General features: G+C 57.1%; 8 protein-coding genes. 1 reads left to right on the top strand and 7 read right to left on the bottom strand.

Going from position 1 to position 15,010, the window contains the following annotated elements:
- Nucleotides 1–147: 147 nt before the first annotated feature.
- The gene (locus HWY05_RS26030; protein ID WP_176060083.1) at nt 148–4,581 is read left to right on the top strand and encodes a chemotaxis protein CheB; all 4,434 of its coding nucleotides are present in this window, start codon (nt 148–150) and stop codon (nt 4,579–4,581) included.
- 84 nt (nt 4,582–4,665) lie between these two features.
- Here HWY05_RS26030 and HWY05_RS26025 read toward each other — a convergent pair whose 3' ends face one another.
- The 7 genes from HWY05_RS26025 to HWY05_RS25995 form a co-directional block, all read right to left on the bottom strand.
- Nucleotides 4,666–7,410, bottom strand: a complete 2,745-nt coding sequence (locus HWY05_RS26025) for an ATP-dependent Clp protease ATP-binding subunit (RefSeq protein WP_176060082.1) — start codon at nt 7,408–7,410, stop codon at nt 4,666–4,668.
- 414 nt (nt 7,411–7,824) lie between these two features.
- The gene (locus HWY05_RS26020; protein WP_176060081.1) at nt 7,825–8,652 is read right to left on the bottom strand and encodes a ferritin-like domain-containing protein; all 828 of its coding nucleotides are present in this window, start codon (nt 8,650–8,652) and stop codon (nt 7,825–7,827) included.
- Between the two features lie 132 nt (nt 8,653–8,784).
- Entirely contained in the window at nt 8,785–9,534 is a 750-nt protein-coding gene (locus tag HWY05_RS26015) for a PRC-barrel domain-containing protein (RefSeq protein WP_176060080.1), read from the bottom strand.
- A 702-nt stretch (nt 9,535–10,236) separates the two neighbouring features.
- The gene (locus HWY05_RS26010; protein WP_176060079.1) at nt 10,237–10,485 is read right to left on the bottom strand and encodes a hypothetical protein; all 249 of its coding nucleotides are present in this window, start codon (nt 10,483–10,485) and stop codon (nt 10,237–10,239) included.
- Nucleotides 10,486–10,643: 158 nt separating this feature from the next.
- Nucleotides 10,644–10,994 carry a hypothetical protein gene (locus tag HWY05_RS26005; protein ID WP_176060078.1) on the bottom strand — a complete coding sequence of 117 codons (351 nt, stop codon included), beginning with the start codon at nt 10,992–10,994 and terminating at the stop codon, nt 10,644–10,646.
- A 296-nt stretch (nt 10,995–11,290) separates the two neighbouring features.
- Nucleotides 11,291–14,215 (bottom strand): UPF0182 family protein, encoded by a 2,925-nt coding sequence (locus HWY05_RS26000; RefSeq protein WP_176060077.1) that lies wholly within the window; start codon nt 14,213–14,215, stop codon nt 11,291–11,293.
- A gap of 278 nt (nt 14,216–14,493) precedes the next feature.
- A complete protein-coding gene (locus HWY05_RS25995) occupies nt 14,494–14,769 on the bottom strand; it encodes an SHOCT domain-containing protein (protein ID WP_176060076.1) in 276 nt (91 codons plus the stop codon).
- Between the last annotated feature and the right edge of the window lie 241 nt (nt 14,770–15,010).

Genomic DNA, 15,010 nt, shown 5'->3' with positions numbered 1-15,010 from the left:
GAATGCTGAGGCAGCGTCGGAAACTACTCAGATCGACATACTCAGCAGAGTGGCGGGAGCATTTGGGGGACCCGGTCATGAAAGGAAATTCGTGTACTATCAAGATGATGTCTTCCCCGTGAAGGCAACCCTTCAAGGCAATCCTCCATGCCTGAAAGTCTTTCCCATCGCCCTGACAAACTCCCCGCTCGCACGAGTGCCCAGGGCCATCCCGGCAGCGATTCAACGTCAAAAGCCGAGGACTTTCCCGTCGTCGGAATAGGCGCATCTGCAGGGGGTCTGGAAGCCTGCAGGAAGCTGCTTGGCGCACTCCCCGTCAATGCAGGCATGGCGTTTGTTCTGGTTCAGCATCTCGACCCGACTCATAAAAGCATGATGGTCGACCTGCTAGGCGAACATGCGTCTGTCAACGTGAGGGAGGCGGAAGACGGAATGCTGATCGAGCGCGAATATTTGTATGTTATTCCGCCCGGCGCATCGCTTTCAGTCCGCAACGGCACGCTTCAGCTGTCGAAGCCGCTGGCTCGCCATGGCGCCCGCCTGCCATTCGATTTTCTGTTGCGCTCGATGGCTGAAGAATATGGCGCGCGCGCCATCTGCGTCATCCTCTCCGGCATGGGTGCCGACGGCAGCCTCGGGTTGAAAGCCATCAGGGAAGCAGGTGGTCTGGTGATTGCCCAAGACCCGAATGAAGCGGCCTACGATTCCATGCCGCAAAGTGCGATCGCCACAGGTGGAGTGGACCTTGTCCTTCTCGCAAATGCGATACCTGCTGCACTAGCTGAGTTCCAGCGCCGCATGGCGTTACCGCTTAAAGACAGTGCGGCTGGCGCAGAAGAGGCAACGTCGGCGCAACTGTCGAAGATCGTTGAATTGCTGCGCGTCAAGACGACCCACGACTTCACGTTCTACAAGCCTGGCACCCTGGTGCGCCGGATCAGGCGACGCATGGCGCTGGTCGCGCTGGACACCGGCGACATCAGCCAATATCTCGAGGTTCTGCAGCGCGACAGCGAGGAACTGGACCGGCTCGCGGCGGACCTGCTTATCAACGTCACCCGTTTCTTTCGCGATACCTCGGTATTCGAGTTTCTCGAGAAAACCACCGTCCCTGAACTGGTTCAAAACCGCGCAGCCGGGCAGTCCCTGCGCATCTGGGTAGCCGGTTGCAGCAGCGGCGAAGAAGTCTATTCGTTGGCAATGGTGTTTCGCGAGCAGATCGTTCTGTCCGGCATCGATATCAAGCTGCAGGTATTTGCATCCGACATCGCCCCCCACGCTGTCGCCCGCGCGCGTGAAGGCCTTTACGCGAAGAGCATTGAGGCCGACGTGTCTCCCGGGCGACTGGCGCGGTTTTTTTCCAGGGAAGAACATCAATACCGGGTCCTGCCTGAACTGCGCTCGGTCGTGGTATTCACGGTCCAGGACGTGCTGGCCGATCCGCCTTTTTCGCGTCTCGATCTTGTTTCATGCCGCAATCTGCTGATCTACCTGATGCCCGAAGCGCAGGCGAAAGTCATCGCGCTGTTTCATTTCGCCTTGCGTGAGGGCGGCATCCTGCTTCTGGGCAGCGCCGAGACGGCCGGCAACACGAGCGGGCGTTTCGAGCTCGTTTCGAAAGCCGAGCGGGTATACCGGCATATCGGCCACTCGCGTCCGGGAGACCTCGGCTTTCTGGCCGGTACCGGCGAACTGTCGCGCCTTCCGCTTCGCAACGGACAAGCCGCCGCGGTTCGCCCGCGCCACGCCGCTATGGCGGATCTATGCCGGCAACTCGTGATGGATGCCTTTGCCCCGGCGGCGGTGCTGACGGACCGCAATCGCGAGTGCCTGTTCTTCCTTGGGGCCACCGACCGTTATCTGCATGTGCCACGCGGCGCGCCCACGCGCGATCTGCTCTCCATGGCGCCCGATGCTATGCGCACCCGACTGAGACTGGCCACCGAACAGGCCAGCCGGGACGGCACGCGGGTAGTAGTCAAGGGTGGTGGCAGCGTATTGCGCGACGGCAAACAGGTTTCGTTCAATATCGACGTTCTGCCGGTAACGAATGGAGGCGAGGCGCTGCTGCTGGTCTGCTTTGTCGATCTGCCTGAACACGCGCCATCGCATACCAATCCCGTGGCTGCCGCAGATACTTCCCGAGTCGAGGAACTGGGACGCGAGCTTGAGACAACCCGCGACGAACTGCATCGCGCCATCCATAGTCTTGAACTGGCCGGTGAAGAGCAGAAGACCATCAATGAGGAAGCGCTGTCGGTCAACGAGGAATACCAGTCGACGAACGAGGAACTGGTCACGTCGAAGGAAGAGTTACAGTCGCTAAACGAAGAACTCACCGCATTGAATGGACAGCTGCAGGAAACGCTGGAGCGCCAACGAATCACCTACAACGATCTACAGAATGTCCTCTTCAGCACCGATGTCGCGACGCTCTTTCTCGATAGAGACCTGAACATCCGCTTCTTTACGCCCGCCACGAAACTGGTTTTCAGCGTGATTCCCGGCGACGTCGGTCGCCCTCTTGCGGACCTGCGCTCCCTTGCGGCCGACGCCGATCTGCTGACGGACGCACAGACCGTATTACAGACGGGCACGCCAATCGAACGCGAAATCGAAGCGCGCAGCGGCGTGTGGTTGGTCCGCCGCATCCTGCCTTACCACACCAACGACAACGGTATCGAGGGTGTGGTGATCACGTTCACCGACATCACGGACAGAAAGCACACGACGAAAGCGCTCGAAGCGGCGCGCCAGCAAGCCGACCAGGCAAACGTCGCCAAGTCCCGGTTTCTGGCGGCTGCAAGCCACGATCTACGCCAACCGCTGCAGACACTGACGTTACTTCATTCGTTGCTCGCGAAGCACGTGGAGGGCGATATGGCCGGGAGTATCGTGGCTCGCTTTGAGCAGACACTGGACGCGATGTCGGGCATGCTCAACACCTTACTCGACATCAACCAGATCGAGGCGGGGACCGTCCACGCGGAGATATCCAGCTTTCCGCTCAACACCCTCTTCGACCGCCTACGAGACGAGTTCGCGTTCCACGCGCAGGCACAGGGCCTCTCCTTGCATGTGGTGCCTTGCCACCTATCGATACAAAGCGACTCGCGTCTGCTTGATCAGATCATCCGCAACCTGCTTTCGAATGCGCTGAAATATACGCAGCGCGGCAAGGTGTTGCTAGGCTGCCGGAGAAGGAACGGCGTGGTTAGCATAGAGGTATGGGACACTGGAATCGGTATTCCCGCTGCAGAGCTCAAATCGATCTTCGACGAATACCATCAGCTCAACAATGCTGCGCGCGAGCGTAGACTTGGCCTCGGGCTGGGCTTGTCCATATCCCAGCGCCTCGCGCGTTTGCTGAAGCATCGGATCCGGGTACGCTCCGAGCCAGGCAAGGGTTCGGTGTTTACCATCGACGTTGGCGGCGCCGTCGAGGAACGCACCAGCGTCGCTATTCCGCTACCGACGAAGGTAGCCGATGAGACCGTCGATGCCGCCCACCGAACCGGCGCAATTCTGGTCATCGAGGATGATCCTGAAGTACGCAGCTTGCTGGAACTCATTCTGACCGACGAGGGCCACCGTGCGGCCGCCGCGCGCGATGGAATCGCGGCGCTTGAATGGGTGACGCGCGATACGTTCCGGCCGGACCTGATCCTCGCGGATTACAACCTGCCGAACGGAATGAACGGACTGGAGGTCGCAACGAAATTGAGGGAGACGCTGCGCCGCCAGATTCCAACCATTATCCTGACGGGCGACATCTCGACAGAGACGCTCAAGGCGATCGCGCTCAAGCAATGCGCGCAACTCAACAAGCCGGTCCAGGTCAATACGCTCTCGCAGCTGATTCAGCATCTGCTACCGGAATTGCCGCCGACGCCGCTGCCGCATCAAGACAACATGCACGGTAAAGGCGGAACGGATCCGGTCATTTACGTGGTGGACGACGATTCGACTGTACGTGATGCGATAAGAGCGGTGCTTGAGGAAGACGGCCAGAGCGTCGAAACCTATCCGACCTGCGAAGCCTTTCTCTCCGCCTATCATTCGGGCCGAGAGGCTTGTCTATTGGTAGACGGCTACCTGCCGGGCATGAGCGGACTTGAATTACTCGAACATATCCGCGAAACGAAGCGGCCACTCCCGGCGATCATGATCACGGGTCACAGCGATGTTTCAATGGTAGTGCGCGCCATGAAGGCCGGAGCGGCCGATTTCATCGAAAAGCCGATCGGGCGGACCGAACTGCTCGACGGCATCAGACGCGCGTTCGAACAATCGCGCGACTCGAACAAACTGTTCGCGTGGCGTGAGACGGCCGCGCAACATATCGCCACGCTCACGCCGCGTCAGCACGAGATCATGAACCGGGTGTTAGCCGGTCAACCCAGCAAGATCATCGCGTCGGATCTTTCCATCAGCCAACGCACGGTCGAAAACCACCGTGCCGCGATCATGACGAAAACGGGCGCCGGCTCCCTTCCGGCGTTGGCCCGCATGGCACTGGCCGCGGCCTCGTACAACGCCGAGCCATCCGCCGCCTCCGACGAATCAGCCGCAACAGCCTGATCGCCCAAAGTAAGACATCCCGGCGATCCGGCCCAGCCGCTTCTCTCAAGGCGGCAGCGAGACCCAATGATGCTACCCGACGGGTCAGGCGGCGTCCTCCGCATGCTCATCCTTTTTAACTTTTCTAATTTTTTGCTTCGTCGGCGGCGGTAAATCGACGGGAGTAATGCTCACCTGACTGATTGTCGCGTCAAAAGCCAGACGCACGGTGTTGCCGCTTTTTAACGCCTCGCCAAGGAGCTCCCGCGCGAGGAGCGTCTCCACTTCGAGTCTGATCTGGCGCTTGAGTTCACGTGCCCCGTATTGCGGTTGATAGCCGGCTTCCACCAGGTGCTCGACCAGAGAATCGTCAATTTGCACGGTGATGCGCTGTGCCGCTGCAGTACGGACGACGCGGTCAAGTTGTATCCGGACGATTGCCCGAATATCTTCCCGCGTCAGCGAGTGGAACACGATGACTTCGTCGATCCGGTTGAGGAATTCCGGTCTGAAGTAGCCTTTGAGCACCTGCAGCAATGCATCACGAAGCGCTTTCTCGCTCATCCGCTCCGCTGGCGCCTGTTCCAGGTCGTCCATAATCAGCGATGCACCCAGGTTGCTGGTTGCGATGATAACCGTGTTCGAGAAGTCGACCACGCGCCCCTTTCCGTCAGTCAGTCGTCCGTCGTCGAACACCTGGAGTAAAACGTTGTTCACATCGGCATGCGCTTTTTCGATCTCATCGAGCAAAATGACGCTGTATGGCCGGCGCCTGACCCGCTCCGTCAGCTGACCACCCTCGTCATAGCCGACATAGCCTGGCGGCGCCCCGATCAGACGAGCGACCGCATGGCGCTCCATATACTCGGACATGTCGATGCGGATGATCGCCTGCTCGTCGCCGAATACTGTTTCCGCGAGCGCTTTCGCCAGTTCAGTTTTACCGACGCCAGTCGGTCCAAGAAAGAGCAACGTCGCAATCGGCCGGTTGGCCTGACCGAGCCCTGCTCGCGATACCCGCACCGCGTCGCTTACCGCCCTCACAGCCTGCTCCTGACCGATGACTCGCTCGCGCAACCGCTCTTCAAGCTTCAGCAACTTCGCCCGCTCCTCCTGGGTCAGTTCACTCACAGGAACGCCCGTTAGTTTCGAAACGACGGCGGCTACGGCGAGCACCGTCACCTCCAGTGTTTCCGAACCGGTTTTGCGCTGCCAGGCTTCCGTCTGCTCATCGAACTCTGCCTTCTTTATCTTGATGCTTTGCTCAAGCACCTTGGCCGCATCGTAGCGCTTGCGCGACGACGCATAGTCCTGCTCGCGTTTCAGCTGCCCCATCTCCGCTTCGAGTTCCTGCATGGCAAGAGGTCTTGAGCTGGCACCAATCCGGACGCGAGCGGCGGCCTGATCGATCACGTCGATCGCCTTGTCCGGTAAAAAGCGGTTCGTGATGTACCGATCGGACAACTCGGTTGCCGCGACAAAGGCCTCGTCGGAGAATGTCACCTGGTGGTGTTCTTCAAGCTTGTCGCGCAGGCCGCGAAGGATCACGATGGTTTGCTCTACGGTCGGCTCGCAAATGAGGACCGGTTGGAACCGACGCTCGAGCGCCGCATCCTTCTCGATGTACTTCTGATATTCGTTCAAGGTCGTGGCGCCAATCAGGCTAAGCTCACCGCGCGCCAGTGCAGGCTTCAATACGTTGGCGATGTCGAGCCCACCCTCGCCTCCACCTTGCCCGGCGCCGACAATAGTGTGCAATTCGTCGATAAAAAGAATGAGTTCATCCTTCCTGACGGTCACTTCGTCGATCAGCGCCTTTGCGCGCTCCTCGAACTCGCCCCTGTATTTGGCGCCAGCCACCATGGAATTGAGGTTCACTTCCACCAGACGCCGACCGCGAAGCACTTCCGGCACTTCGCCGTTGACAATCCGCTGTGCAAGACCTTCGACGATCGCCGTCTTGCCAACCCCAGGCTCGCCAATCAGCACCGGATTATTCTTCCGACGCCGGGCGAGCACCTCGATCGTGCTTTCGATTTCTTGCGCACGTCCTACCACCGGGTCGAGCTTGCCCTGTTTGGCGAGCGCGGTCAGGTCGCGACCAAATTTGTCCAGAGTAGGTGTCCCGGTCGATGCTTCGACGCGACCATCCTCCGATCCTTTGCCGATCACTTTCACGGTCTTCTGACGAATCATTTCCGGGGACACGCCGTACTTCCTCAGCAACGTTCCAGCGAGACTGTCTGAGACAGAAGCAAGACCGATCAGCAGATGTTCAGGACCGACGTAGGAGTGTCCCAATTCATGGGACGCCTCAAAGGCATGAACGAAAACTTTCTTGAGCCGCGGCGAAATCGTCATCCGGTCCGTTGTGGCCTCGACGGGAGAAATGCCATGCGGCGCATGCTGATCCAGGTAGCTCTTGATGTCTTCCGGCGAAAGCTTCAGTTCCTTCAGCAATGCCACACCAACATCGGTATCGGCCAGCACATATAGCAGATGTTCCGTGTCGAGTTCGGTTCGATGCAACTCATGTGCCTTTTCTCCAGCGCGTTGCAGAAGCTCGATTGTTTGCTCACTGAACGCATCGGTCGGTTCCACAGATTCCTTCTCCAGGTTTGCGTTCCACGATGACTCGTCGCCTTGAGCGGCGTGCGTGTCGCCTAGAAAGTTTGACAATCCGCCCTGGCCGAGAATCGAATCGAGCGGAGACACCATGCTTTGATGGCGCGTCAGTTCACGGTAGTGGTAGTCGCAGATCGACATCGACCTGCGCTTGCCGTTTTGCGCCACGACGACTCGAACGACGGCGGGACGCGCGTTGCAGATCTCACAGAGTTGGTTCGGCATTTTTTCCATCCTGCATGGCGAAGCCTCGGGATGAATAGCGCGATGGGCATTGATGAGCCTGAACTCAACGCTCCGAGGATAGATAAACTTAAAATATGGATCGGAGTGTTGGCTTGAATGCTGGCTCGCAGGCCGCTGTCGGGTCCGGAGCCCAACCGCCGATGATCACAATGATAATTGCGCACGTGGCATCAGCGATAGGCTCGGAAACTACTCAGCCCCGAGCAGGAACGTGGCAAAAGGGCGAAAACCAGAATGCTTCTGAATGCCATGCGAGCAACTGTGATAGGCGTCGGCTGCCGTACCGGATCCGAACCCCATGCCTGCGCAACACTTTTCGAGATAGAGGCTAATCCGGATCAAGATCAATCCATCAGCTTACCGAAGATACGGTAAAACGGCTCCCTCCCCACGTCACCTCAACATGACCCGGCTAACGATCACGGCCAAAGGTCGCTCCACCCAACGTTGGAATCTCGGATTCAATGCTAGCGGCTTGAGTGTCATTCTCAGGGCTAACTTGACCGGATACCGTACGCTAACCAATCCAAAAACCTCCCTTCGGATTGTGGCGAACGTAGAAGGCACCGTTCGCTCACCGAAGCGCCAGTAGGTAGCGCAACGTAAGGCGATCTCGGTATCACTGTGACGCAGTTCGGCAAGGCGACGCCAAAGGGCAGCGATGACCAACAACCTACCCACAGGCTCCTGCATCTGATACTTGAGAAAGTATCTATAGAAATGCCCGTAGTGCTGCAACTCATCGTTACGGATGCGCCAGGTGAGGCCGCGAAGAACCGGCTCATCACACACTGAGTTTAATGCCTGGTAGTAAGTGGTGGTTCCCATCTCGACGACGCAACGCGCGACCATTTCCTGGCCTCGTGTTGGCTCGAGGTTATCGGCGGTGCAAAGCTTCGAATATTGCTCGAGAAAATCCACATACGCCCCATTCCAGTCGAATTCTGGCCACACATGCTGAACATAGGCCTTCAGTGCCTGTCCGTGCTGGAGTTCCTCTGGCTCCCAGTGATCTCGCAGCCAATCGCAGATCTCCAGATCTTTGGCAAAATAGTGCAGCAGATTGCGCGTATAGAGACCCGAGCCGCTTTCGATAAGTGAGGCACTACACACAAGAACGAAGAGATCGTCTCGCTCATGTATACGTGTGAGATCGATGCCGGCGAAATTCAGATCCTGGAGACGCCAGTGTGACCTCACTGCTTTACGATCGTCATACAAGCGATTCTCCCATTTTCGACTACACAAGGCCATGAGCCGAGCGCAGGTAAATCACGACTACTCGGCAAAAAACCCTTTCAGTCAAGGCCATTGCGGCGCCCGGCCGTCGACGGAGAAATCAATATGCTGCACTCACTGCTTATGAAGCTGGGTCTCGTACATGCGGCTTAGGGGAACAGCATCCACGTATGTAGGGCTGCGCTTGATTGCACCGCGGCTGAGCGCAGTCGAAATAGTTTGGGTGGTCGAATCGATCCTGTTCAACGATTCGGTTTCCAGGAGCACGTCGCTTTCGCGTTGCCACCAGTCCCCCGTATCGACTGTGAGGTAACGTATTAGCCACGTCTCGTCATCGAACACAAAGTCGCGAATGTGACCAATTGGTCCGTCTGAGGCCTCGATCACGAAACCGCCGGCCTGTTTCGTATTCATCAGTTCAACAGTGGCATTCGGGAGGTCCGTTTTGGGCGCAATTCGCACATTTGCGTCAGGCTCATCAGCAACCGGCGGACCGGATCGCCCCTCAGGACGCTTGGGAACTCCCCGGAAACGCTCCTGTTGCCAATAAGGTTTATATCCGTAGTGGGCGAAGATCGCGACCTCTTGCACGTGAGAAATCGGTGTCTGTGTATCTATCGACGAGCTGCTCAACATATTCTGTTGCGCGTGATTCAATTTAATAACGTTTGAAGCGAAATCGACCAGCTGAACACAACAGGTCGGCACCCAGATTTTTTCTCCGTAGGCCCACGCTGTCGTATCGACGATCAGGTAGCGCACACACCATGTCAGGACGTCGAAATAGACGTTTTCGACGTTGCCAAGGTCACCATCCTGGCAGGTCACGCCAGACTTGAGCAAATCGTCTATGCTTCGCAACATGATTCGTTACCCCTTCATATCAAAAAACTGCTGAACCTATATCGCTTTCTAAGCGAAGGGAAGATTCCGATAGCGAAATCTGGCAAGACCTTTGACCAATGTGCACTGACCTGCAGAGCCGTTTCCGGTTCCGGTGCGATTGAAAAAATCATAAAGCGGAATCGACGCTGGCGATAGGTTCGGAAACTACCCATATAAGCCCAATTCATCCTGACTTCTGCGGCGGCGAAAAACGCTAGCATTTCGCCGCCTTCTTCCTTTCGATTTTGGTCCCCGGTCCCTCGCGCATTGACCAGGTTTGACCGGCACAGATAACTGCTCCACGTTCCCAACGAGCTTTCCGTCGAGAGCAAGAATCAATTTCCCGGCCTCGATCACAACGCCCGCTCCGAAAGTCGCCAGGATGTCTGCGAAATCGTCGTGCCGCCGCGCACCCCAGATTCGGCCGGGATCATCATCCGCAGGATTGATACCCTACAACGCAACAGCATCGTGGCGGAAAACCCGTTGACGCCCGCCAGAACGGGGACAACACCGGCAGCCATTGGGCCGGGCAAAACACGTCTGCTTGTCGTGGCTCTCGTCGCGGCGACGGAGGGTGTGCTCCTCGCGAATACGCTAGCGTCAGTCACCACTCAAGACGGACTCACAGTCAAGCCGCTCGATGAATGGCTGTCGTGCTCATCATGCTCGCGCGCGTAATCAAGGTGTTTGTCCGGCAGCGACCTCGCGGTCGACCTCTGCCCTCATACGATCAAATGACGCATCGAACGCATTTTCCATGCTGCAAAAACACCCTGCGGCGACGCCGTCAATCGGTACCTCCGTCGGGGTTCCCTGCGAGGTCTCCCTGATGCACTGCGTGGCGACGTAAAAACCTTTTTCGGCCACTTCACCCGAATCGGAAGTCATCTCGAAGCCCATGTACTCGTAGCTGCGCTTATCGACCATCAATGTCTCCATCTATGCGGGAAAATGCTGCCTTGATCCAGAAAAACTGAGGTAAACGAGCAGACGCTTTTTTCCATTAATCTTCGTGGGCGGATCGATAGAAACGTTGGAGCCGATACAATTCCGAACGTCTATCCATTGGGCCGCCATCAGCACCCCTATTCCGCCAGCGACCGGTTCTGCATCGCGACAGTCAGGAAATGCATAACGCACGCCACGTCGTTGGGGCGCGCGCCCACGACATAACCAACGTTCCGTCCGAAGCCCTCGATGTGATAGACCTTACTGCTTTCCTGGATGCTATGTGGGAGGACAGCGTCAGGACGATCCGTGTTTCCGATCGCGTCGAACGCGCCTCTGATGCGATATCCCTTGCCGATACGCTTGAGCCGAAACTCGGATCGCCAGCTATTCCCAGAGGCATGCGTCAGTCCAGTATCGCGGATAGCCGCAGTAATCGAAATAGCGAATTTAATGCTGCCGAGACGCAGGCCAATCTGTGCCGACATCCAGAGTATTCATAGCTCGTTGTCGCACAAGGCCGGCATGCACCACGGTCGAATCCGAATCCGCGTAATTGATTCATTACGGCGAGAGCGATACCTGCGTTCATCGAGCCAGCTTCCCGCGTTGCCCACAACGAAGCCCATACGTCATGCCTCATGATCAAAGCGCGCCTAGCCAGCTGTTCAGACCTCGTCGAGCGCTGCAGCCAGCAATCCGCAAGACTAATCTGAATTTTTCAGTATCCTATCCCTGCCTTCCTCCTAAATTAATGAGGGTGCGGTGCGATGAGGAGCGCGCGCTATTTTTGGGGGTTGGCCAACACCTGCTTGAGCGCCTCCATGGCGCTCCCGAATTGTGTCCATTCCCCGTTCTGCATCGCCCTCTGGGCGTCCTCGAATCGCCGTCGTGCCAAGCTTGCATCGGGTTGACCGGGAGCGGTCCGCACAGCGGCCGCCGCTGTTTTGGCTCCGTCGCCCTGTGTTACGCTACCTTGAGATTGCCGTGTACCGAAGAGGCCATCGAGCGCCTCGCCAAGCGTGGGTTCCATCACAACCTTGTCGCCCGCAACTGCGATAACACGCTTCAGTTGTGGAAAATTAGTGCCTTCTGCGGTCATGTAGAGCGGCACCACGTAGAGGAACGAGTTCTCAATTGGCGTCACGATCAACTTTCCGCGAATGACCCGCGAACCTTGCTGGTTCCAGAGGGTGAGCTGCTGGGAAATGGTAGTGTTCTGATCGATCATTGCCTCGATCTGGTTGGGTCCGTAGATCAGCTTCTCTTTCGGGAGCTCGTAAAATAGCATTTTTCCGTACCCGGGAAAATCTGATCTCGCCGCCATCCAGGCAATCATGTTGTCCCGGTTTTGAGGCGTAAAAGGCGTCATGAGCAGATATTCAAGCTTGCTGCTGCCGGGAAGCTTCATCAGGATGTAATAGGGATCCATAGGCTGAACCTGGCCTGCGTACGTTTCCTTGGGCGCGGCCCACAGGTCCTCCCGGTTGTAAAACACCTGCGGATCCGTCATGTGAAAAGTCCTGTATTGGTCGGACTGGAAAGCGAAGAGATCCTCGGGATACCGCAGGTGGCTCCTGAGATCAGGGGACAGCTCAGCCAGATCCCTGAAAGCATCGGGAAACGCATTCCGATAGGCGAGCAGCACGGGATCCTTCGGGTCCATGACGTAGAAGCGGACGGTTCCATCGTACATGTCCACTACGACCTTCACGCAATTTCGGATGTAGTTGAGTCCGTCGTAGCCCGGCATCGCACCGGACCCGGTCCCTGCTGTATTCGGAGTCTCCGTCTCACCCGTCATTGCGGCACCCATGCGTTGTTCAAGCGCATTTCCGTAAGGTGTGTTCCGCTCCGGATTGGCGTAGGGGAAGCGATTCGAAATCGTATAGGCATCCTGAATCCAGTAAAGCTTCCCAGCGCTCAATACAGCGTATGGATCGCGGTCCAGTTTCAGGAACGGGGCGATCTGTGCAACCCGCTCGTGAACATCCCGGTAGATCTGGATCCGGCTCTCAGGCTTCAGATAGGAGGTCAATAAAATGTTTAGGTCGGCTTTGGTAAAAGCGAACAGGATTCTTCTCCAGACGCTGTCCAACGGGATTCCGCCCTTTCCGCTGTAGCTTGTGTACACGTTGTCATTGCCCTTGGGGTAGTCGAACTCCTTGATATCGGTCGAAACGATCCGGTACCCAGACATCGACTGACCGTAGTAAATGGAAGGCTGAGTGATGGACAGACCGAAGTCGGACTCGGCGGGAACGTTCTCGAGGAGGTATTGCGGAAACCCCCCTCCGGTGGTCTTCGAGACGAAGTTCATGACCACCCCATAGCCGTGTGTGAACTGAAGATACTCGTTGACCCAGGTTTGTGCTTTCTCAGGAAGTTTGGCGGAGATCTCGCGGGTAGAGAGCATGACCTGATGATAGCCATCCGCCAGATGATAACGGTCGGTGTCGATGTTATAGAACTGATAGTAGAGCCGTATCGCCTGGGTCTGTTGATACGTCTCAAGTAGCGGTCGCGAGTCCCACAGACGAATGTTCTGTATCGTGTCCTGATTTCTCGCGAGTACATCAGGCGTCAGATCCGCGAGGGCGGGATAGGTCGTTTCCTGGACTGCATCCAGTTGGTAAGCCTTCCGGGTGTATGCGATGTATCTTTTGAGGTAAGGGGTCTCCAGCTTGAGCTCGCTCGGCTGCACGAAGAGTTCCTGAAAAGCAACGGGAAGCAGCCACACCGCGATGCCCCAGAGAACCAGGTACGCGCCGGTTCCCGCGGCCAACACCAGCATCTTGAACCGCGGACGGAAAGAATTGGCGACGAGCAATGCGCATGCCAGGGCTGAGACCGCCAGCATGATCCAGAGCGCAACGCGTGTTACATGGTCAGCCGCGTAGCCCGCGCCGTAGACGACACCCAGCGTGGAGAAGACGAGCTCATAGTGGCCAAGGTAAAAGCCCCATGCAAAATTGCCAGCCAGCATAAAAAGCAGCACCGAGATATGTGACGTGACACGATCGTCCGCAGAGATCCTTACGCTCCTATCTACGCGCAACAATCCCAGGAATGCATAGGCGAGCAGGACCAGCAAAAGCGTCAGGATCGTCAGCAATGTGAGGCTGTTTTGCAGCAGCACATAGAAGGGCAGATGAAAGACGTAAAATCCCACATCGACGCCGAAAAGCGGATCGGCTATGTCGAAGGCTCCGCCATATCGAAAGCGAAGATAGGTATCCCATTCTGCATAGAAGCTAACCGCATAAATCAGCGCGATGCCCGCGCTGATAGCTCCAATCGCCATCTTCACTACCCCAGGAACAAACACGATGTCTGGCAGTGTGTGTCCACGGTCGGTGGATGAACCGGCCGGCATGGTGGCTTGCCCCCTGGCTGGGACGTCCGTGCCATTTTTGCTGATCTGGCGCAGGTTGAACCACACGTAAAGGAAGACAAAGACGAAGGCGGAGGCGAACATCCCCAACTGGGCTGAAAGGAGCGTCCAGAAGACACGGACGTAGTCTAACTGCCGCATCCAGAGCCATTGTTGGATATAGCCGGCAACACCCGACGCGAAGGCGGCGAACAGGGCCACGGCAATAATCAGGTTCCTGAGCCGATGGCGCGATGGGCGATCTATTCCGATCGCGGTCACTTTTTCGTGTGCGAACCGTTTCGGTTCCTTGACAGCCGTAGGGATATCGTTCATTTCGCCACTCCTGATCTGCCGCCACGCAGCCCGTTCTCGCTATACGCTTGCCGTCGTATCTTTCCGACAAAGTCAACTGGCTTCTACCCTGGCACGTCGCCGCGTTAGGCTGTCCAGGCGCATATTTTCAGCATGTCCCGCCCATGCGTGTCGATGTAACGCCTGTGACCGATGACCCTTCCCGCATCTGGCGATTTGAGATGCGCGTGAACGTTCCAAAAGCAAAGCGCGCAGCGTTCCCGGTCATCGGCACCGCGTCGATCGCCATAACGCGTGGTTCAGCGGCCGCTATGGGTGCCCGCATCGCCGCCGTTGCTATAGGCCTTCGCTATTTCGGATTTCATCTCTTTGTACTCGTCCAGCGCCACCTCTCCTCGGGCATACCGCTCGTTCAGAATATCGAGAGCCTCTTTCCGTATCTGCAGCCCAAAGTTTCGTTGAGCACGATAGGTATAACCCCAGTTTCCGAAGCTTGAAAAAATCAGAACGATCACGGCGAACCATAGAAACCAGCCCCAGCCGGAATACCAGTCGTTCCAGTAATAATGTGCCATTTGAACCTCCCAATTTTTCAAGTATTAAATCTGTCGCCAGAGTGAGGAAGTCCTCTTCGTCACCGACGCATGAACCGCTGATCACTTCGCATGGACTCATTTGCGGTTCGGCTTTCCGGTCGCATGGCAATACTTCATCAGACCGCGACCTCGCGAATGTCAACACATCCTGGTAGCGCGTGTGTGCGAGCTAGCCTAGAGCACAAATAGTGTGACGTCTTCACTCCAAAGATCGGTTCTT

The sequence above is a fragment of the Paraburkholderia sp. BCC1876 genome, assembly GCF_902833695.1.
Taxonomy (GTDB): Bacteria; Pseudomonadota; Gammaproteobacteria; order Burkholderiales; family Burkholderiaceae; genus Paraburkholderia.
Note: the sequence above shows the minus strand (reverse complement) of the source record. Positions and strands in the feature narration are given on the sequence as shown.

Excerpts from the sequence above, each read along its gene's own strand:
- HWY05_RS26030 (WP_176060083.1), top strand. The coding sequence starts at position 148 with ATGCCTGAAAGTCTTTCCCATCGCCCTGACAAACTCCCCGCTCGCACG.
- HWY05_RS26000 (WP_176060077.1), bottom strand. The coding sequence starts at position 14,215 with ATGAACGATATCCCTACGGCTGTCAAGGAACCGAAACGGTTCGCACAC.
- HWY05_RS26025 (WP_176060082.1), bottom strand. The coding sequence starts at position 7,410 with ATGCCGAACCAACTCTGTGAGATCTGCAACGCGCGTCCCGCCGTCGTT.
- HWY05_RS26005 (WP_176060078.1), bottom strand. The coding sequence starts at position 10,994 with ATGTCGGCACAGATTGGCCTGCGTCTCGGCAGCATTAAATTCGCTATT.
- HWY05_RS26010 (WP_176060079.1), bottom strand. The coding sequence starts at position 10,485 with ATGGTCGATAAGCGCAGCTACGAGTACATGGGCTTCGAGATGACTTCC.
- HWY05_RS26015 (WP_176060080.1), bottom strand. The coding sequence starts at position 9,534 with ATGTTGCGAAGCATAGACGATTTGCTCAAGTCTGGCGTGACCTGCCAG.
- HWY05_RS25995 (WP_176060076.1), bottom strand. The coding sequence starts at position 14,769 with ATGGCACATTATTACTGGAACGACTGGTATTCCGGCTGGGGCTGGTTT.